The sequence below is a fragment of the Rhizobium favelukesii genome (assembly GCF_000577275.2).
Classification (GTDB): Bacteria; Pseudomonadota; Alphaproteobacteria; order Rhizobiales; family Rhizobiaceae; genus Rhizobium; species Rhizobium favelukesii.
The window spans coordinates 190975-209598 of sequence record NZ_HG916854.1; the positions used below are offsets into that span (position 1 = coordinate 190975).

The window sequence follows — 18624 nt, forward strand, 5'->3', positions numbered from 1 at the left end:
TTATCGTTCGCCGCGGCGATAGGATTGCATCAGCGCCTGTGGCACGCGGGCGCGCCGCGCCATGGCGGCGAGTGCGGCGATCGACAGCACATAGGGGGTCATCAAAAAAATCTGGTACGGTATGCCCTGCACCACGGTCTGCAAGCGTAGCTGGAAGGCGTCGAAGAAGGCGAAGAGCAAAGCCCCGAACAGGGCACGCCCCGGCCTCCACGATGAAAAGACGACAAGCGCGATGCAGATCCAGCCGCGGCCCTGTACCATGGTCGGGAAGAAGCTGTTGAAGGCTGAAAGCGTGAGGAAGGCACCGCCCATGCCCATCAGCGCGCTGCCGACGATCACCGCGCCATAGCGTATCCGCATCGGATCGACGCCCTGCGCTTCTGCCGCATGCGGGTTCTCGCCGGTCATGCGGATCGCAAGGCCAAGCGGCGTGTGGAAGACGACATAGGCAAGCAGCAGCGCCATGACGATGGCGAGATAGGTTGGCGCCGTCTGCGTGAAGAAGGCAGGGCCAACGAAGGGAAGAGTGGACAGAACGGGTATGCTGATCGGCTGAAAGGGCACAATCGTCGGCGGCGTGCCCGCGACCGGCACGATCAGGCGGAAGAGATAGTAGCTGAAGCTCGATGCAAACAGCGTCACGCCCAGACCCGAGACATGCTGGGAAAGGCCGAGCGTGACCGTCAGGGCGGAATGCAACAAGCCAAATATCATGCCTGCGATGGCCGCCACCAGAAGACCGGTCCAGAGATCGGCCCCGTGATAGACTGTTAGCCATCCGATCATTGCGCCAAAGGTCATGATGCCCTCGATGCCGAGGTTGAGCACCCCGGCGCGTTCGCAAAGCAGCGCGCCCAGGGTGCCGAATACCAAGGGCGTCGCGATGCGTAGGATCGCCGCCCAGAGGCCCGCCGATGTGAGGATGTCGACGATCTCGTTCATCGGCGGATCCTGTATTGGGTGAAAAACAGCGCTACCAGCATGGTGAGCAGCGACAGCGCCACCGTTACATCGGCGATATAGGTCGGGATGCCGAGGCTGCGGCTCATGCCGTCCGCGCCGACGAACATGGTGGCGGTGAAAAGTGCCGCGAGCACGACGCCGAGCGGGTTGAGATTGGCGAGCATGGCGACGACGATGCCGGAGTAACCGAACCCGGGGGACAGATCAGTGGTGACGTAGCCTTTGACGCCCATGACCTCGATCGCGCCGGCAAGGCCGGCAAGCCCGCCCGAAAGGCAGGCCACTTTGACCAGCGTGAGCGCCAGGGGCACGCCTGCGAACACGGCACCTTGGGGATTGAGCCCGGCAGCGCGCGACTGCATGCCGAAGACTGTCCTGGCCTGCAGGAAATGAACGATGACAGCAAGCGCGATCGCGATCACGAAGCCGATATGCAGTCGCGAGCGGGCGATCAGCTTGGGCAGCATGGCGTGGTCGACGACGGATTGCGACTGAGGCCAGCCGAAGGCCATCGGGTCCTTCAGCACGCCGTTAATCAGCATCGAGACGAAAAGCAGCGCGATGAAGTTCATGAGCAGGCTGGTCACCACTTCATCGACCGAGAAACGGAGCCTGAGCCAGAGCGGGATCAGGATCATTACCATGCCGGCGACCGCGCCAATCAGGACCGGAATGAGGATGGGGCCGGGAAGGCCCGCCAGCAGTTTCGAGCCGCACGCGGCGACCGCGACCGCGCCGATATAGAACTGGCCCTCCGCGCCGATATTCCAGAGTCTTGCCCGGAAGGCGACGGCGGCGGCGAGCCCGGTGAGAACAAGCGGTGTCGCCCGGGTCAAGGTCTCTGTCGCCGACAGACGCGAGCCGAATGCACCGGTGAGGATGCGCCGATAGGCTTCGAAGACCGGCCCGCCGGCAATGGAGATCAGGATGCCAGAAAGCGCGAGTGCCGCGGTGACGGCGATGATCGGCGTGCCGACAAGAAGGTAGAACGGCCGATGCTCGCGACGCTCAAATCGCATCTTCGGCCTCCCCTGTCGTATCGCTCCAGTCGCCCGCCATCATCAGGCCCAGCCGGCGCGCATCGACATGTTCTGCATCGATTGGCGGAGAAAGCCGACCGCCGACGATGGCCTGGATGCGGTCCGCCAGCGCGATCACCTCGTCGAGATCCTCGGAGATCAAAAGCACGGCCGTGCCCTGGCGGCGGGCTTCAAGGAGCCGGGTGTGCACCGCGGCGACCGCGCCCTCGTCGAGGCCGCGCGCCGGCTGCGCTGCGATCAATATGCGCGGGCGCTGGTGAAGATTGCGGCCAAGGATGAGCTTCTGCATGTTGCCGCCGGAAAGAAGCCGGGTGCGGTTTTGCGGATTGCCGCCGCGCACGTCGAATGCGTAGATAATCTCGCGGGCGAAGGCGATGCCTGCCTTGCGGTCCACCAGTCCACGGCTGGCAAAGGTGGAAAGGCGTTCGAGCACGGTATTTTCCCAGATCGCCATTTCGCCTATCGCGCCTTCCCTGTTTCGGTCCTCGGGAATGCGGCCGATATGCGCTGCCACGATATCGGCGACAACGAGATTGCCGACGGGTTGGCCAAACAGGATGAGATCGCCCGCCGTGCGCGAAAGCGTGCCCGACAGCAGCGCGGCCAAAGCCGCCTGGCCATTGCCCGAGACGCCGATGATGCCGAGCACCTCACCTTCCCGGAGACGGAAGCTTGTATTCTTCAGTCTGTCGACGCCGCCGATCCTAACCGTGATGGAAGCGGCTTCCAGTACGACGGCGCCTGGCGTCGAAGGCTCGCGCACCGGCCGGCTGACCCGGCGGCCGACCATCAGTTCGGCAAGTTCCGCCTTGCTGGTTTCTGACGCCCGGCGCTCGGCCACCATCTTGCCGCCGCGCAGCACGACGATACGGTCGGCTGCCGCCATGACCTCGTCGAGCTTGTGGGAAATGAAGATCAGCGACAGACCGTGCCGTGCCATTTCTTTCAGTGTCGAAAACAGCTGCTCCGCCTCGATATTGGTCAGGACCGCGGTCGGCTCGTCGAGGATCAGAATGCGGGCGTCGTTGAAGAGCGCTTTCAGGATTTCGACGCGCTGCTGCTCGCCGACCGAGAGATCCCCGAGGCGCGCGTCCGGAGAGACCTTGAGGCCGAAGCGGTCGGAAATTGCGAGCAGCTTCTTGCGCGCGGCGCCTGTTTCGGAGCGCCACGCCCAGAGCTTTTGCGTGCCGGTCATGATGTTTTCGAGCACCGTCAGATTCGGCGCCAGCGAGAAATGCTGGTGAACCATGCCGACGCCGGCGCGGATCGCGTCCCGGGGCTTGCCGGGGGGCAGTTCGCGGCCATGGATCAAAATGCGCCCGGCATCCGCGACGTAATGGCCGAAGAGAATGCTCATCAGCGTCGTCTTGCCGGCACCGTTCTCGCCCAGAAGCGCGACGATCTCGCCCTCGTTGAGAAAAAGCGAAATATCATCATTGGCGAGGTTGTCGCCGAAGCGCTTGGAGACGCCGGAAATTTCCAGCACCCGCGTCACGCTGCAAAACCCGCGATCGGGAAGCGATGCTGCCAGCATTCCTCAGCTTCTAGGCGCCTAGCAAGCGAGAGCAACAGCGATTCACGGCCGATCGGCGCCATGAGTTGGATCGGCAAGGGCAGGCCGGCGGCGTCTGTTCCGAATGGAAGTGTCAAGGCAGGAAACCCCGAGACATTGGCGAGTGACGCGAGCGGCGCGAAGGCCGTCATGCGTTCGAAATGCTGCTTTATGTCGCCATGATCGGACGGAAACGAGCCGATCGCAAGCGGCGCCGAGGACAGCATTGGCGATAGGATGCAATCGACCGTTTCGAACAGCATCCACATATGATGGCTGACGAGGACTGCCTCGTTCAGCGATGCCCAGAGCGTAGTCGCGGGCATGGCCCGGCCATAGGCGGCCACTGCCTGCGTCATGGGTTCGGCCATGCCGATGTCGAGATCAAGGTCTGCGACAAACCTGGCCAGGTTGACGGCGACGATCTCCGCGAAGGCACGCGCGCTCGGCTCCACCACGGTTTCAATATCGCTCCAGTCGAGCTGAACGATCGAGTGACCTTTTTTCTCAAGGGCGATAGCTGCGGCCTCGACGGTTTCGAGCCGGTCGGCCCCGGTCGGCCAGCGCGGGCCGGTATCCGCAAGGAGGCCGATCCTGAGTGGGCGGTGTCGGTCCGCATGCATGGCGATGTCGGGAAAGGGGCCGCGGGCATTGCCGCTGAATGCCTCCAGGGCGCGTGCCGTGTCGCGCACCGAGCGTGTGACGACGAGTTCGCTGGCGATGCCGCCCAGATGATTGCCGAAAGAGGGACCGGCCGGCATGGCACCGCGGCTGGGTTTTAGCCCGACAAGGCCGCAACAGGCGGCCGGAACCCGGATCGAGCCGCCAGCGTCCGTGGCGTGTGCAATCGCGACGATACCGGCCGCGACGGCTGCGGCCGCCCCACCCGACGAACCTCCGGCAGTGCGGGTCGGGTCATTCGGATTTCGGCAGACGGGGCCGATTGCCGGTTCGCTTGCCAGCGACAGGCCAAATTCGGGGCTGGTCGTCAGGCCGAACATGCAAAAGCCGGCCGCGCGGAACCGGGCCGCAAGCTCGGAGTCGGCGGCCCCGCCCCGCCGCTGGAAAAGGCGCGAGCCGCCTGTCACCGGCAGACCGGCGAAGGGGCCACCAAGATCCTTCGCCAGCGTCGGCACACCGCCAAACGGTCGAGCGGCGAAGCGCCGGGGCGCAGCCAAACGTTCGTCGTCGGCTGCACGCGCCGCGGCCATCCCCATCTCTTCGTCGAGATGGGCAATCGCGCCCAGGCCGGAATGCCGCACAGCGGCGGCGAGGGAGGACTGCATCGCTTCCGCTGCAGTCAACTGTCCGGAACGGATCATCTCCGCCACGTCGGTGGCGTCTGCTGGCGGCTTGCGGGGCATGATCGAGCCGAATTACTTCGGCTGTTCCATGTTCTGCGGCACCTCGAACTTGCCGGCCTTGATGTCGGCGCGCTTGGCCTCCATCGCCGCTTCCGCCTCTGCCGGCGCCACTCCCTTCACGAAGACGATGTCGCTGCCACCTTCCTTCATCAGGCCATAGGCTGTGTAGTTGCGGCCGACGGGCTTGCCGGCCACAACGTCGGCGATCGCCGCGTTAAGGATCGGCCGGAAGCCCCACAGCGCGTTGGCGAAGACGGTGTCGGGGTAGCGCGGCGTATAGTCGATCAGTGAACCGACGGCCTTGATCTTGCGCTCCTTGGCGGCGTCGGCAGTGCCGATGCGTTCGCCGAACAGGACGTCGGCGCCGGCGTCGATCTGGGCGAGGCCCGCTTCGCGCGCCTTCGGCGGGTCGAAGAAGGTGCCAATGAAAGCGACGAGGTGCTTGCAGTCGGGATTGACGGACTTGACGCCGTCCGCGAAGGCGTTGATCAACATGTTGACTTCGGGGATCGGCATGGCGCCGACGGAGCCCACGACGTTGGACTTGGTCATCTTGCCCGCCAGCATCCCGGCGAGATAGGCACCGTCATAGTTCCAGGTACCGAACACGCCAAAGTTACTGTCTTCCTCCTTGCCGCTGGATCCGAGCACGAAGGCGGTATCGGGGTAATCGGCCGCCACCTGTCGGGCTTCCTTTTCGACGGCATAGGCTTCGCCGATGATCAGTTTGTTGCCCTGCTCGGCATATTCGCGCATGGCGCGCGGATAGTCGGTGCCGGAGACGCCTTCTGAGAATACATATTCGATTACGCCCTCCTTGGCAGCGTCTTGCAAGGCCTTGTGAAGACAGGAATTCCAGGCATTCTCAACGGGCGATGCATGGATGCCGGCCACTTTCAAGGGTGCGGCTGCGCGCGCCAGCGGCGCCAGGCCGCTCACGCCAAGGGCAATGCCCGAAGCGATTATCGCGCGGCGCGACATAAGCAGATCTTTGGTCATCATTGTTCCCCTTTTTTTACCATTTGGTTCAAAACCATATGGAGGGGCTAAAAAAGTGTCAAGCGATCGCCGGGTTCAGAAAATGTGCATCGCTCCCTTGCCGGGCGGGTCGTGGCGTTAGCCCGAATTGCCTGTGCTTCCGGGCAGGGGCAGGCCGGCTTTCGGCATGACCGTCGACCGGATCCTCAAGGATTTCTTCGTCCCATTCGTTGCCTTGCGCAATCGAAGAAGAGGCTATGCCGTCTCGATCATCAAGGCGGGGCTAAAAGGATAGGCCGCGATCGCTATTTGCTGATAGCCACGTCGGCATACCAGTTGACCAAAACCCGTTAAAGTAGTACTGGGTCTATGTAACCATTTGAGTTCGGGCCTAAGCCAACCTCACTCCACTCACCGCAATCTAATGACTTTCACCTGAATAGACCGAGATTATTGTCCGAGTCCTCGCCGTTTCCGGCGATCTGTAGATGACCCTGGCATTTCGGATACAACGGAGGAGAGAAATTATGATGCAAAAACACGCCCTGTCGCTCGCGATCGGCGTTGGCCTCACGAGTGCCTGTCTTCTTTTCGCTAAACCTTTGGTAGCTGCCGATCAAGAGCCGTGGCCTGGCACCAAGGCTGGAGCGCCCACCCCGAAAGTCGAGGGGATGCCGCCCGAGCTGGCAAAACGCCTAGCGAACTTTGATGACCTCGATTTCCATGTCTACAGCGGCCAGCAGTGGGAGGACCTTCATAAGAGCCACGCCAAGGACATCATTGTGCACTATCCTGACGGTCATACCACTAAGGGCATTCCAGATCACATCAAGGAGCTGGAGTTCTTGTGGACCTTTGCTCCAGACAACCGCATTACCGAACATCCAGTAAGGTTTGGCACAGGCGACGCCGAGTGGACTGCTGTGATGGGATTTCTTGACGGCACCTTTACCAAGCCTATGGCTATGGCGGATGGAACGGTTATTCAACCGACTGGCAAAACCTACCATCTACCCATGGCTACTTTAGGACATTGGAACAAGGAAGGCACAATGGACGAAGAGTATCTGTTCTGGGATAATGCCGCTTTCATGACGCAAATCGGCGTTGGCAAGTAGGGGTCTGCTACCAGCATAGCGGTACCCTCGTGTTTGCGTACCCGGAGCGTTTACGCGAATTGTAATGCCGATAGAGCTAACGGGATGTCGGGGCCGCCCGTCGTAAAACCGAAAATGACCCGCTGCGGCCGCCGCCAACCTGGGCCTCACGACCGAGCCAGGCAGCCTGCTGCGACTGGTTTTTTCAAGCCGCGCATCGATCAACAGGATCTCTCGACGCACCAGGGGCATTTTGCAGGCGAGATCAGGAAACGCGTCGAACCAATGGGTCGGCGACGCTCCGATTGAAGCCGTTCTCGGGCATTGCAACGTCGACGACTCAAGGAATAGCGGTGGGCTGCGATTCGATTCCCCGAAGAGACGCAATCGCCTTTATCGAACCACAGTCAAACTTCGAAGAAACGCCTTAAATTTCAGATACATGTTCGACATTAATTCAGTGCCCCCGGCAAGGGGCACTGAACGGGCGTTTCGAAAATGCCCGCACACTCACGGCTAACTAGATCTGCGGCGGCCCGACCTTCACCGTCAGCTTGTCGAGCGTGCCGGTAAAGCGGAAAGGCACTTGGTAGTCCTTGTCGTCGATCGGCGATCGGGTGTCGACACCCACATCGAACGACTCGTCGATTGTCGCAATGAAGGGGATGGTATGCGGGATCGCCTGCTTGGCGACCTCGGCGCCATCGACGCTCAAGACACCAGTACCGCCCTTGGCGAAGCCGGGCCCTTGATAGGTGAAATCGAAGACTATGGTGTGTTTGCCGGACGTCAACGCATCCTTGCCTTCCCAGCGGAATCGCTCCAACCCCAGCAGGTTGTAGGTGAAGACCGGCTTGCCCTTCAGCAGATAAAGGCCATAACCGCCAAAGCGACCTCCGAGCGTATTGATCACGCCTTCGCCGCCGCCCTCCGGGACGTCGACCTCGGCGGTGATCGTGTAGGACCGGGTCAAGGGGCTGGGCGCAGCCGATGGCGGCAGGCCCGAGAGCTCGCCAGTGTAGGTGAACGTATCCCGGCCCGCTGTGGCGCTGGGCTGCTGGCCGAAGCGCGTGGCAACCCTGTTGTCCAGCGGGAACACCTGGTATTTTGCGGCTTCCACCAGGAACTGGTCCTGCAGCTCCTTGAGCTTTGCCGGCTCCTTGGTGGCGAGATCGTCGAACTGTGAGAAGTCCTTGGTAAGATCGTAGAGTTCCCAGTTATAGCCGTCGAGTACATTTGGAAGCTTGCCGAGGCCGAGCAGCCACGGCCCGGCGTCCGGCGTGGTAGAGGCGATCCAGCCGTCGTGGTAAATCGCGCGGTTCCCGAACATCTCGAAATACTGGGTCTGACGTGCAGAGGGTACATCCTTTCCCCCCTTCGACCACGTATAGGCCATGCTAATGCCCTCAATTGGCTTCTGGGCAATACCGTTTACCGTCTGCGGCGCCTTGATGCCGGTGGCCTCCAGAATCGTTGGCACGATGTCGATCACATGGTGGAACTGGCTGCGGATGCCGCCCTTGTCGGTGATGTGGCCCGGCCAGGACATCGCTATGCCCTGACGGGTGCCGCCGAAATGCGAGGCAATCTGCTTGGTCCACTTGAAGGGCGTGTCAAAGGCCCAGGACCAAGCAACCGACATATGCGGCGTAGTCACGTCGGATCCCCAGGCGTCATAGTACTTCAGCTGGTCGGCGACCGGCATGTTGATCCCCTGGATGGCAGCAAGGTCAAAGGCGGTGCCGATGGTCGAACCCTCGGCGCTAGTACCGTTGTCGCCCTCGATGTAGATGATCAGGGTGTTATTGAGTTTGCCCTGCTTTCGCACTTCATCGACCACCCGACCAATCTCGTTGTCGGCATAGGCGACATACGCGGCGTAGACCTCTGCTTGGCGGGCGAACATCTTCTTCTCGTCGGGGTTCAGCGTGTCCCACTTCGGCAGGTCATCCGGCCACGGCGTCAGTTGGGTGCTCTCCGGTATCACGCCGAGCCTCTTTTGATTGGCAAAGATCTGGTCGCGCATGGCATTCCAGCCCATGTCAAACTTTCCCTTGAACTTATCGATCCATTCCTTGGTCGGATGGTGCGGAGCGTGGGTCGCTCCCGGCGCGTAGTAAAGGAAAAACGGCTTCTCAGGCGTCGCTGCATTGGTCTGGCGCAGGTAGTTGATGGCCTCGTCGGCCATGGCGGTGGTCAGGTTGTAACCGGGCTGGTCTTCCCAGGGGAATATCTGTGTGTGATCGCGGAAGAGCCACGGGGTCCACTGGTTGGTTTCGCCGCCCATAAAGCCGTAGAAATAGTCGAAGCCCATGCCCGAGGGCCATTGATCGAATGGACCCGACATCGAATAGTTGTAGGTAGGGGTATTGTGGTCTTTGCCGAACCACGAGGTGGCATAGCCATGGTTCTTGAGGATGTTCCCAATCGTTGCGTTCTCGGGACCGATAATTGAATCATACCCCGGAAAACCGGTCGCCTGTTCGGCGATCACCCCGAAGCCCGACGAATGGTGGTTGCGCCCGGTGATGAGTGCGGCGCGCGTGGGTGAACACAGCGCGGTGGAGTGGAACTGCGTGAAGCGCAGCCCATTGGCTGCGATCTGATCAAGCGTCGGTGTCGGGATGACGCCGCCGAAGGTGCCCGCGACGCCGTAGCCCGCGTCGTCGGTTATGATCAGCAGCACGTTCGGCGCGCCCTTCGGCGGCACCACGGTGGGCGGCCACCAGGGGGTTGACGCCTTGGCATCCAAGTTGATGGTCCCCCCGAAAGCCGGCGGCGTAGCCGGCAGCGACTGGCCGTCGATCGTCGACGTGGCGCTGGGTGAACCAAGCGTACCGGTGACTTCTTGGGCGGTGGCAGGAAACACTGAAAAACAACTGGCGGCGAACACTGCTAGATAGACGCGCGTTTTCATCGTTGATTGCTCCCTGTTGAACCGTAGGCAAACGGGAAGAGCGAGCGAATGTCCCGCTCTATAGTGGCGCTCATATGGGCTGCAAAGTTCAGAACCAGCCGGCGTATCGGTCAACTAGCCGTAAGATTGCGGAAAGTATCAGAGTGCTACCACCCACGGAAGTATCTTACCGTATGATACGGGGCCTCTTAGGGGTCAACGAAGGCCATTGACGCCTTGCTCAATCCCGTCGCCTTCATGATCTGAGGGACCGTCATCGTCTCCCTCATGCCTTTGATCTCGGTCACCTTATCTGGTGTCGCCTTAGCGAGGCGTCCGAACCGTGTTCCGCCCGCCTTGGCCTTGGCGATACCGTCCATTTGCCGCTCCGACCTGGTAGCCGTCTCAAACTCAGGCGATTTCTCAAGGTTGATGCCGCAAGACCTTTGCGATCTCGCTCCAAAGACATCACCGATGGTGTCTCAGCGGCGCAACAGGGGAAGCAGCTGGTTACCCTGCCGCCTGATTTCCGCCAGGTAAGGCGTATCCGAGAGGACGAAATGCGTAACGCCCAGATCCTCGTACTTGCGTAGTGAACGCGCGACGTCTGCTGGCGAGCCCACAAGCCATGTGGTGCCGGCGCCTCCGCCCCCGTATTTGCCCGGGGCAGTATAGAGGTTGTCGTCAAGGACATCGCCGCGCTTATGAAGGTCGAGCAATCGCTGCTGTCCGACGGCCACCGACCGTCTGTGGTCATTCCAACCTGCACCTGCGTTCTTGGCCATCTCTGCTACCTTCGCTTCGGCGTCGGCCCAGGCCTGTTGCGTGGTGTCACGCACGAGTGTCGTGATGCGCAACCCGAACTCCAGAGGCGGCAAGTCGCGGTCGAGCTTCCTGCCGAGCCGCTTGAGGCGCTCGATCCGTTCGCTGACACCGGCAATCGGTTCGCCCCAGAAAAGCTGAACGTCGGCTTCAGTGGCCGACACCCGCTCCGCTGCCTCCGACGCCCCGCCGAAATAGAGTTTGGGGTGGCGGCGCTTGCCGCGGACCACTATGCGTGGCGCGACGTTGGATTGACTGACTCGAAAGTGCTCCCCCTCATAAGTGACGGTCTCTTCGGTCCAAAGCCTGCGCACGAGCCGCATGAACTCCTTCGTCCGGGCGTAGCGGTGGGCCTGATCGCCCTCGCTGTCTCCATAGGCAGAGAGATTGTCCTGACCGGACACGATGTTAACGCGAATGCGCCCGCCGGTCAGGTGGTCGAGTGTTGCCGCGGCCGACGCAAAGTGTGCTGGTCGCCAATAGCCGGGGCGGATCGCAACCAGCGGCTCGAAGGTCGTGGTCCGGGCGGCGAGTGACGTCGCGACCGTGAAGGTGTCGGGTCGGCCCCAGCCGGTCCCGATAAGTGCGCCCTTCCAGCCGTGTTCTTCCAGCGCCTTTGCCTGTTCGGTCAACGTATCCAAGCTGTTGTGATGTTCGACCGCCAAATCGCCGCGATGGCCCGGCTTAACGTCGTTGGGAATGTACCAGAGAAATTCGGAGTTGCCGCTCATGATGCGAATTGCCTGTGTGCTGATGGACTGGACGAACAGAGCGAAGGCCCGGGGCCGGTCACTCCAAAACAAAATGACAAGAACCGATGTGCTCTCGTGTTCAGTCTTGTCCTCCCCGTTGAAGCGGTTTCGGCACAACCAAGAAATCGTGTCGTGCTACTCAATGAACGTGCTTCCGATGTCTAGAATGATTTTGGTAGGCGCTCATTGATGGATTGCTTCTCTGCCGGTTCATTTGGTCAGATGGATCCAAGGGGATTTCGAACTTCGATGCCACCGCTTGCCATCATGTCCATTCTTTCGTCGCGTGAAACCTAATCACTATTAAGTGTATAGAGAAGATAGATTATTCTATTTTTTTATTGAGGATGGCCATTTCTCGTTCGCGCACGATCTTCAGCCGAAGCGGCTGCCGGAGATCGAACCGGACGACAAGATCTCAATCACGGAACTCCGAGATGGGCCACGGCGTTCTGGTAGCTGCTCAAGACGGAGAACGGTGTGCGATGGTCTATGATGTGGTGATCGTGGGCGCTGGATTTTCCGCAATTGCCAGCGTCTGCAATCTCATCGAACTGTTGCCTGCCTCCTTTTCGGTCGCGGTCGTCGGCGACGATCCGGGATTCGGGCGCGGTACTGCCTACCGCACGGAGCTTTATCTTCACCGCCTCAACGTGCCGGCAGGGCGCATGAGCCTGTTTGCGGATCGACCAGACGCATTCGTCGATTGGCTTGCTGAGCACAAGCGGCCCGTGGGTGCTGGCGATTTTGCCTCTCGCCAGGATTACGGCCTTTACGTCCGCGACAGTCTGGCGGGGCTTCTTCGAAGGAAACCGCGCTGCCGGGTCGATTTCATCAAGGCAAAAGCGACGGGGTGCCTTGGGCGCTACAACGCGGCCCTCGGCTTTCTGTTCGACAACGGCAACGAGATCGCAGGTCGCAACATTGTGCTTTGCCTCGGCGTTGGGAGCGCCAAACTGCCGATTGACTTGTCCGGACTGCCAGCGCTCGGGGCCAGTCATGTCGTCGACAATCCCTGGCGGTTGTCCTGGCTCGGGCGCGTGGCGTCCGAAGACAGCGTCTGCATCCTCGGTTCGGGGCTGACGATGATCGATCAGGTTCTCGCCCTTCATGCTCACGGCTTCAAGGGTCATATCGATGTCATCTCCAGGCGCGGTCTTGCGCCACTCAGCCATGCGCGCGCACCGAAGCCGCCGGCGGAACTCGATGTTGCGACGCTGCCGACCAGATTGAGCGAACTCATGGGGACACTGCGCCGGGAAAGCAGGTGCGCCGATGATTGGCGCAGCATCATGGACAGCCTGCGTCCGCAGACTCAGACGCTGTGGCAGCGTTTGCCGTTGTCCGAACGAAGCCGGTTTTTGCGCCACGCTCTACCGTGGTGGAACATCCATCGACACCGGGTCGCGCCCGATGTCTTCGAACGATTTGAGGAGATAACAAGAAGCGGACAGATCGCGCTCCACGCGGGTTACCTGCTCAACGTCGAAGCTGGAGATCGGCTCACGCTTTGCTATCGGGCCAGGGGGCGGCGCGATGTCCTGTCCATTCAGACCGATTGGATCGTGAACTGCACCGGCATGGAGCGGGCAGGTATGGCGCATTCGCCGCTATTGCGTGCGATGCAGCACCAGGGTCTGATCGAAGCCGACCCACTTGGGCTCGGCATCATAGTCGATCCTCGGTCGCGCATCCCGAAAACCTCGGAAAATGGCGTGTCCATCTACGCCGTGGGCGCGCTGACTGCCGGCCAGTTCTGGGAAATCACCGCCGTGCCTGATCTGCGGGTGCAGGCCCGCAAGGTAGCAGAAGCGATCGCGAAGCGCCGTTGGGCTAAGAGTGGGCAGGACGATGGTTGAGCCGACTGCAGGCAGGGTCAAGATTGCGGCGTTGCGCGGCCAAGCGCGTTTCGGGCGGCGATCGTTCTGATCATGTGGTTCTGCGGCGCATGTGAGCGCCCCGTTATGGCGTCGCGGTGATGGCGCTCAAGCTGAAAATCACGGTTCAGGCCCGGGTTTTCGGAAAGGTCGAGGGCAAGGCTGGTAATGGCAACGGCATTGTCGATGACAACGTGGCGAACGCTCATGCCCTCCATTCCAACAGGTCTGCCGGCGTCGACGTCTTCGCCAAGCGAACGCAAAAGTCTGGCGTTGGTGGCAAGCCGAACCTCGATCTCTCCCAGTCCGTCCTGGATACGCGGCACGGTAGCGATCGGTGAGCCGAGGCTTGCAGGCCTATGATGGGCGGCAAAGGCGAGCACGCGGTCGCGCGCAGAAACTGCCACGCCATGGTAAACCGCGCCGATGAGCGAGAAGAAGAAGGCTGTTGCGTGCTCTTCGCGACGCAGCGGCTCCGATGCGGGCTGAGCTTCGATGACATCTTGAAGCGGCACGACGACACCGTCGAGTATGATATCGTCGCTGGCCGTCGCATGCATGCCTGCGGCGTTCCATGTCTTTTCTATGTGCAGGCCAGGACTGTCCGTGGGGACGAGGAAGGAAGCAAGCCGCGGCTCCTTCTCATCGGTCAGCGCCAGTAGCGATACCCACTTGAGAACCGGTATACCGGTGACGTAGGACTTACGACCGGTGATGCGCCAGGTGTCGCCATCAAGATGCGCGATCGTTTCGGGCAATGCCCCGTGAGCGGGAGAGCCGATGCGGGGCTCGGCCTGGGCGGCGTTGATCAGGGCAGGGCCAAGCCTGTTTGCCGACAACACCCGTTCGGCGAGATGTGTAGGCCATTTTTTATAGCGGCGCAGGCTATAGTGGCTGTTGTAGTGCATCGCCAGAACAAGCGCGGTCGAAGGTTCGCCGCGCGCGATCTCGCTTACCACTGCCTGTGCCTCGGCAAGCCCGCCGCCATGGCCCCCGTGTTCGCGTGCGGTCACAAGGCCAAGCAGTCCGGCCTCGAACAGACGCGTGAAGTTTTCGAAGGGAAACTCTCCCGTCGCGTCATGGTGGGCGGCGCGCTCGGCAAAATCCGCGGCGAGCCGCCGGGCCTTGTCCACCGGGTCGGTCGGTTGCTGAAGCATGGTCTCGATCGTCCTTTTGGTTCAGGCCACAGCATGCCGGTCGAAGCCGTCGATGTGGCGGCGATCGACCCAGTCGGCGATGCTGAAGTCGGCTTCAAGAAAGCCGAAATCGCGCAGGAAATCCTTGTAGTGGCTGATCGCGTCGACCAGCTCCGGCTGAAGCCCGAGGCCGAGATGCCTGTGGATGTCGGGGCCATTGGCGGCGAGCACCTGGTCTTCGCTGGCGCCAGATTCACGTGCAACGAAACGTCTCGTCTCCTCCGGATGGGCTTCAGCCCATGTGCTTGCCTTGAAAATCGCTTCCAGCAGGCGGGCGACGAGATCCGGCCGCTCGTCGGCCAGGCGTTCGTCCACCGTCAGCACGCGTGGCGAACCGGAATTGATGCGGATCTTCGCATCGGGGTGAAAGCCGAACTCGACGACCTCGACGGCACCGATGAGGTTTGCGACGTTGATGCCGGCCGTTCCCTTCACGTAGATGGCGTCCACGTCGCCGCGGATGAGTGCGGCAACGTCCTCGCCATATGCCTGCCGGCGTTTCAACCCGAAAAGCGACAGGCCCTCCTGTGTCGAAAGCACTGAATCGGCAAGGGTGATGTCGACGATCTCGACATCGCTCAGTGCCAGGTCTTCGAGCGAAAGCGCCGAAACGAGGCCCTTCAATGCGGTGGCGCGCATGAAATCGACAATGCCTTCCGGGCGGCGGGCAATGCCGAAGCGACGCCCCTTCAGATCCTTCGTTGTCTTTATGCCGGTTTCAGGCAGGGTGATGATCGCCTGAAATTCGTCGGTCCAGGTGATGCCGACGAGGCGTGTCTTGCGTCCCTCCGAGCGCGCCCGGATCGGCGGCACGTTGCCGCCATGGCGGAACGACCAGTCGAGCGTATGGTTGAAATGGCTCTGGCGGATGCTGCGGTCGGGCGAATCGATGATCGACTTCAGCGTCACGCCCTCCTTGCGGAAATTTTCTTCGAGGTAACCGAGCTGCGCGGCAAGGCCGACAGGCGTCGGCACGGGGCAGCGCGTGTACCAGATTTCGGAAATGGCATTGCTTGTCATCGCGCCTCTCCTCAGTGCCGAAGGCCAGCTTGTTTCATCAGGGGAAGGACGTGCGAACCGAAGAATTCGAGATCGTCGCGGAAGTCGAAGAAGCTGAGCTGCAGGCCGTCGACGCCAGCCTCCTTCAGCTTGACGAACTGGTCGACCACCTGTTCGGGCGAGCCGATGACGCGGATGTTGCCGCCGATGGCGCGGTAGGGATCCTGGGGATCGCGCCCCTTCCAGGCTTGCGCGTCCGAATTCAGCGACTGGAAGCCCTGTGGTGAACGATGATCGGCATGGGCAACAATTCGCTCGGCCAATTCCCAGGCCTCCTTCTCCGTCGGCCGACAGATCACCATTGGATTGAGAAGCGTGCGGACCGTGCGGCCGACGTCGATTGCGGCGTCCTTGACCCGCTTCGTATGCGCCGGCAGCGATTGCAGGGCACTGTCGATGTCGGCACCCGTCGGACTGGTGATGAAGACGATATCCGAGTAGCGGCCTGCAAAGGCAATCCCTGCATCGGAACCGGTGGCGTTGACGAGGATCGGACGGCCGAAATTCGGCTTTGGTGTCACAAAGCCGCCGCCGAGTTTCCAACTGCTTTCTCCTTCGAAGGAGAAATTTTCCGTATCGCTCCACAGGCGCTGTACAACTTCCAGGAATTCGGCTGCGAGCTCATACCGCCTATCGTGTTCGATGCGCGGCCAGCCGAACATTTCATGTTCGACGGCGCGATGACCGGTCACCACGTTGATGCCCCAGCGCCCGCCGGTGATGTGATCGAGCGTTGCCCCGAACTTTGCCAGATGCAAGGGATGCCACGGGCCATAGAGCACGTGCATGGTCGAAATCAGCATGATCTTCTTGGTGAGGCCCGCCAACGCCGCTATCGATACAAAGCTGTCCAGTGCCTGGCCGTCGAAGACGCCACCATACCCGCCCTTCGGCAGCCATTGAGACAGCGCAAAGACGAGATCGAATCCGAGTTCTTCGGCCTTCAGCGTCAGAGCCTTGTTGTAGTCGAAACGCCAGTCCGTCGATCTTTCCAGCGTCGATTGGGTCCAGCCGCCGGCCTGGATCGGCAGGAAGAGGCCGAGAAGAAGCGGTTGCTTGAGCGCCTGCGACAAGGGGCTTTCGGCAAAGTCGGTCGGGGCCGCAAATTTCGGCAGGCCAACGATCGATCCGGGACGATGTTGAATGGACATGCATAATGCTCCCGTTTGTTGGTCGTTGCATGATCAGGATGCGGCGACGTAGGCATAGGCAAGGCTGCCGGCCACGCCCTCGCCACCAACGGTGTGATCGGAGATGCGCCTGTTATAGATCGTCAGTTCCGGCTGGCTGACGATGTCGATCGCCGGCACGTCCTCGACGAGGATCTGCTGGATGTCGCGCCACTGCGCGATGCGCTTTTCCGGGTCGACTTCGACGGCAGCTGCTTCAAGCAGCTGATCGACCTTCGGATTGCTATAGGCCGCTCCGTTGGAGAATGGCACGCCGGGCTTGAAGTTCTTGCTCCAATAGAGGCGCTGTACGCCGACCGTCGGATCGAAGAGGTTGCTCATCCCTTCGAAGGCGAAGTCGAAGTCGCGATCCGTATAGATGCGCTTGGTGTAGGTTGCAAAATCCTGGCTGCGAACCGTCGCGTCGATGCCGACCTTGGCAAGCGCCTGGCGAATATATTCGGATCCCCGTGGATAGGTCTCGCCGCTCGGCACGTAGTCTAGATTGATGCGGGCGCGTATGCCGTCGGCGCCGCGCGGGTAGCCGGCCTCATCCAGGAGTTTCTCGGCCGCGGCCAGATCGATCGGATAGGTCTTGAGATCGGGCACATACCATTTTGCCAGATGGGGATTGATCGGGCCCGGGATGGCGGCGCCGTAGCCATAGTTGATGGTGTTCAGGATGACGTTGCGGTCGATGACATGGGCAAAGGCACGGCGCACCCGTACATCCTTGAAGAAGGGACGCTCGAGATTGAACTCGATGCGGCTGACGCCATTTGCATATTGGTAGCCGTTGGCCTCGAAGGCGAGCGTTTCGACGCCCTTCAGTCGCTCGAGATCGCTGAGCGGCACGGGCGTTGACGGCGCAAGGTCGATTTCGCCGGTCTCGATCGCGATCGAACGGGCGGCTGCATCCGGAATGAAGCGGACGATCAGCTGGTCGAGATAGGGGCGTGGCTGATCCCAATAGTCGGGGTTGCGTTCATAGACGATGTGGCTGCCGCGCACCCATTCCTTGAACTTGAAGGGGCCGGTGCCGATTGGCGCCAGATTGGCCGGGTTCTCCGCAACCTTGGTACCCTCATAGACGTGGCGCGGCACGATCGGCGTTTCCGATGCGGCAAGAGCAGTGATCAGATAGGGCGCCGGCTTTGACAGTTTCAGAACGACCGTCAGCGCGTCGGGCGTTTCGATGTCGACAAGATTGAGGAAGGTGTTGCGCCCACGCGGGTGCACCTCTTTCAGGGTCTTGATCGAGAAGGCGACATCGGCGGAGGTGAAGGGCTGCCCGTCATGCCATTTCACGCCCTCGCGCAGCTTGAATGTGTAGGTCACTCCATCGGGACTGACGGTCCATTGCTTGGCGAGCAAGGGACGCGGGTTCAGCTCGAAATCGTAGGTGAGAAGGCCTTCCGTCGTCTTCGGCGATACGTAGACCGCATTGAACGCCGTGTGGGCGATCGTTGTCAGGACAGGTGGCTCGGCCGAGAGCAGGAGCGTTGCTGTGCCTCCGCGCGTTGCTGCAGCAAAGGCTGGAAGCCGGGCTGCTGCCGTGACGGCAATTGCGACCGAGGCAAGGAGGAAGCTGCGGCGTGTGGGTGCCGGGAATAGTGACATTTCGTTCAACCCTCATGATCTCAAAGGCCGCTTGGGCCTGGTTCGGTGCCATTGCGCAGATCACTCCCGGCGTAGAGATTTTTGCCAGTCGATCACGATGATGTGGTATAAAATTCCGCAATTGAACAGTTGGCGGTATTGAATTCCTAAAAGTAGGTTGTAGAACGACTCCTTTGGAATTATCTACCTATATGATTTGACAAAACCCACAGAATTAGTCAACTAATTACACAGCAAAA

The 18624-nt window shown here is 61.0% G+C and carries 14 protein-coding genes and 1 pseudogene; 3 read left to right on the top strand and 12 right to left on the bottom strand.

All coding sequences use genetic code 11. The features are described 5' to 3' along the window. Genes LPU83_RS60930 through LPU83_RS60950 form a run of 5 tightly spaced genes read right to left on the bottom strand, consistent with a single transcriptional unit; the run spans position 1 to position 5918 of the window. Positions 1-942 (bottom strand): ABC transporter permease, encoded by a 942-nt coding sequence (locus LPU83_RS60930; RefSeq protein WP_024315045.1) that lies wholly within the window; start codon positions 940-942, stop codon positions 1-3. Next, on the bottom strand, positions 939-1982 hold the full coding sequence (locus LPU83_RS60935; protein WP_024315046.1) for an ABC transporter permease: 1044 nt from the start codon (positions 1980-1982) through the stop codon (positions 939-941). Before LPU83_RS60935 ends, LPU83_RS60930 begins: the two co-directional genes overlap by 4 nt. Beyond that, positions 1972-3537 (bottom strand): ABC transporter ATP-binding protein, encoded by a 1566-nt coding sequence (locus tag LPU83_RS60940; protein WP_051166660.1) that lies wholly within the window; start codon positions 3535-3537, stop codon positions 1972-1974. The genes LPU83_RS60935 and LPU83_RS60940 overlap by 11 nt, the downstream gene beginning before the upstream one ends. Then, positions 3495-4919: an amidase gene (locus LPU83_RS60945; RefSeq protein WP_024315048.1), complete on the bottom strand. Its 1425-nt coding sequence runs from the start codon at positions 4917-4919 to the stop codon at positions 3495-3497. Before LPU83_RS60945 ends, LPU83_RS60940 begins: the two co-directional genes overlap by 43 nt. A gap of 12 nt (positions 4920-4931) precedes the next feature. After that, positions 4932-5918 (bottom strand): BMP family protein, encoded by a 987-nt coding sequence (locus tag LPU83_RS60950; RefSeq protein ID WP_024315049.1) that lies wholly within the window; start codon positions 5916-5918, stop codon positions 4932-4934. A 169-nt stretch (positions 5919-6087) separates the two neighbouring features. Here LPU83_RS60950 and LPU83_RS60955 point away from each other — a divergent pair. Continuing rightward, positions 6088-6186, top strand: a pseudogene (locus LPU83_RS60955) (5-dehydro-4-deoxyglucarate dehydratase); the annotation flags it as partial. Positions 6187-6424: 238 nt separating this feature from the next. After that, positions 6425-7015, top strand: a complete 591-nt coding sequence (locus LPU83_RS60960) for an ester cyclase (protein WP_208245228.1) — start codon at positions 6425-6427, stop codon at positions 7013-7015. A gap of 499 nt (positions 7016-7514) precedes the next feature. On the opposite strand, the gene LPU83_RS60965 is transcribed toward LPU83_RS60960, so the two are convergent. The 3 genes from LPU83_RS60965 to LPU83_RS60975 all read right to left on the bottom strand — a co-directional run bounded on the left by LPU83_RS60965 (position 7515) and on the right by LPU83_RS60975 (position 11443). After that, positions 7515-9911: an arylsulfatase gene (locus LPU83_RS60965; RefSeq protein WP_024315051.1), complete on the bottom strand. Its 2397-nt coding sequence runs from the start codon at positions 9909-9911 to the stop codon at positions 7515-7517. Positions 9912-10099: 188 nt separating this feature from the next. Next, complete coding sequence (locus LPU83_RS60970) at positions 10100-10270, bottom strand: hypothetical protein (RefSeq protein WP_225040531.1); 171 nt, start codon at positions 10268-10270, stop codon at positions 10100-10102. Positions 10271-10372: 102 nt separating this feature from the next. Further along, positions 10373-11443, bottom strand: coding sequence for an LLM class flavin-dependent oxidoreductase (locus LPU83_RS60975; protein ID WP_024315052.1), 1071 nt, complete (start codon positions 11441-11443; stop codon positions 10373-10375). 506 nt (positions 11444-11949) lie between these two features. On the opposite strand from LPU83_RS60975, the gene LPU83_RS60980 reads away from it, so the two are divergent. Next, positions 11950-13323, top strand: a complete 1374-nt coding sequence (locus tag LPU83_RS60980; protein ID WP_024315053.1) for an FAD/NAD(P)-binding protein — start codon at positions 11950-11952, stop codon at positions 13321-13323. A 17-nt stretch (positions 13324-13340) separates the two neighbouring features. Here the strand turns inward: LPU83_RS60980 and LPU83_RS60985 are convergent, their stop codons facing one another. Genes LPU83_RS60985 through LPU83_RS61000 form a run of 4 tightly spaced genes read right to left on the bottom strand, consistent with a single transcriptional unit; the run spans position 13341 to position 18385 of the window. Next, positions 13341-14498: an acyl-CoA dehydrogenase family protein gene (locus LPU83_RS60985; RefSeq protein ID WP_024315054.1), complete on the bottom strand. Its 1158-nt coding sequence runs from the start codon at positions 14496-14498 to the stop codon at positions 13341-13343. 21 nt (positions 14499-14519) lie between these two features. Next, on the bottom strand, positions 14520-15557 hold the full coding sequence (locus tag LPU83_RS60990) for an ABC transporter substrate-binding protein (protein ID WP_024315055.1): 1038 nt from the start codon (positions 15555-15557) through the stop codon (positions 14520-14522). An 11-nt stretch (positions 15558-15568) separates the two neighbouring features. Continuing rightward, a complete protein-coding gene (locus tag LPU83_RS60995; RefSeq protein WP_024315056.1) occupies positions 15569-16747 on the bottom strand; it encodes an LLM class flavin-dependent oxidoreductase in 1179 nt (392 codons plus the stop codon). A 33-nt stretch (positions 16748-16780) separates the two neighbouring features. Next, positions 16781-18385 (bottom strand): ABC transporter substrate-binding protein, encoded by a 1605-nt coding sequence (locus LPU83_RS61000; protein WP_024315057.1) that lies wholly within the window; start codon positions 18383-18385, stop codon positions 16781-16783. Positions 18386-18624: the final 239 nt, after the last annotated feature.